Raw genomic sequence first — 1,482 nt, forward strand, 5'->3', positions numbered from 1 at the left:
CGCGGGCGATCGTGCGGGGTCTGCACTACCGCCTCGACATCAACTCCCTGCACCGTGACGAAACCGCCACCCAACTCGACCTCAACGAGATCGGCCGGGTCCGCATCCGCACCACCATCCCGCTGCTGGCGGACGAGTACCGACGCAACCGCACCACCGGCGGGTTCGTGATCATCGACGAGGCGACAAACCGCACCGTCGGCGCGGGCATGATCGTCGAGGCCGGCTGAGCGCCGACGCGCGCCCTGCTCCGGCGGACGACCCGCCCAGAGCTGTTGACAGGGGCCCCTTGCTGCGCGTTGTGCGCTGGCAAGGGGCCCCTGTCTACCAGCGGTGTGCGCCGGCGGCCGGGGTGGCCAGGTGGAAGCCGGGGGCGCGGAAGCCGCGCTCGGCGTACTCGGCCGCGACGGCGTCGGCCACCGTGTCGGCGCGGTCGGCGTCGACCAGGGCGAGGACGCAGCCGCCGAAGCCGCCGCCGGTCATCCGGGCCCCGTAAGCCCCGGCTGCGAGGGCCGCCTCGACCGCCGTGTCGACCTCCGGCACGGTGATCTCGAAGTCGTCGCGCATCGAGGCGTGCGAGGCGGTCAGCAGCGGCCCGATGTCGCCGACCTGGCCGGCTCGAAGCAGCGCCACGGTGTCGAGCACCCGCTGGTCCTCGGTGACGACGTGCCGGACCCGGCGGCGGATCTCGTCGTCGTCGAGCCGGGCGAGGGCATCGTCGAGGTCGACGGCGGCCACGTCACGCAGGGCGGGCACCCCGAGCAGCCCGGCGGCCTTCTCGCAGGCGGTGCGGCGGGAGGCGTACTCGCCGTCGGCGTGCCGGTGCGGTGCCCGACTGTCGATCACCAGCATGGCCAACCCGGCGGCAGCCAGGTCGAACGGGATGTGCTCGACGGCCTCGGTGCGGCAGTCGAGGAAGAGGGCGTGGCCGGCGCGGCAGCGGATCACCGCGGACTGGTCCATGATCCCGGTGGGCGCGCCGACGTAGGCGTTCTCGGCACGCTGGGCGACCCGGGGCCGCGCCTCGGCCGGCAGGTCCAGCCCGCCGAGATCGACGAGGGCGGCGAGCACGGCGGCCTCCAGCGCGGCCGAGGAGGACAGCCCGGAGCCGAGTGGCACGTCGGAGGCGATGGCGAGCCGCGCGCCGGGCACGGCGTGGCCGGCCTCGCGCAGCGCCCACACCACCCCGGCGACGTACGCGGCCCAGCCGTCGACCCGGCCGGGGGCGGCCACCTCGTCGGCCCCGAACTCGACCACCGCGTCGGAGAGCTCCGACCAGACCGTCCAGCGGTCGCCGTCTCGGGGGGCGGCGGCGACGACGGTACGCAGCGGCAGCGCGAACGGCAGCACGAAGCCGTCGTTGTAGTCGGTGTGCTCGCCGATCAGGTTGACCCGGCCGGGTGCTGCCCAGCGGCCGGCGGCCGGTGCGCCGTACCGGTGGCGGAAACCGGCGGCGGCGCGGTCGGCCACATCGCCCACCGG

Annotated in this window: 1 protein-coding gene and 1 pseudogene; one reads left to right on the forward strand and one right to left on the reverse strand. The window is 75.3% G+C overall.

Annotated elements, in window-relative coordinates:
* A pseudogene (locus tag E1258_RS32575) lies at nt 1-230 on the forward strand (sulfate adenylyltransferase); the annotation flags it as partial.
* Nucleotides 231-324: 94 nt separating this feature from the next.
* Here the strand turns inward: E1258_RS32575 and galK are convergent.
* A complete protein-coding gene (gene galK, locus E1258_RS32580) occupies nt 325-1,479 on the reverse strand; it encodes a galactokinase (protein ID WP_132407816.1) in 1,155 nt (384 codons plus the stop codon).
* Between the last annotated feature and the right edge of the window lie 3 nt (nt 1,480-1,482).

The sequence above is a fragment of the Micromonospora sp. KC207 genome (genome assembly GCF_004348615.1).
Lineage (GTDB): Bacteria > Actinomycetota > Actinomycetes > Mycobacteriales > Micromonosporaceae > Micromonospora.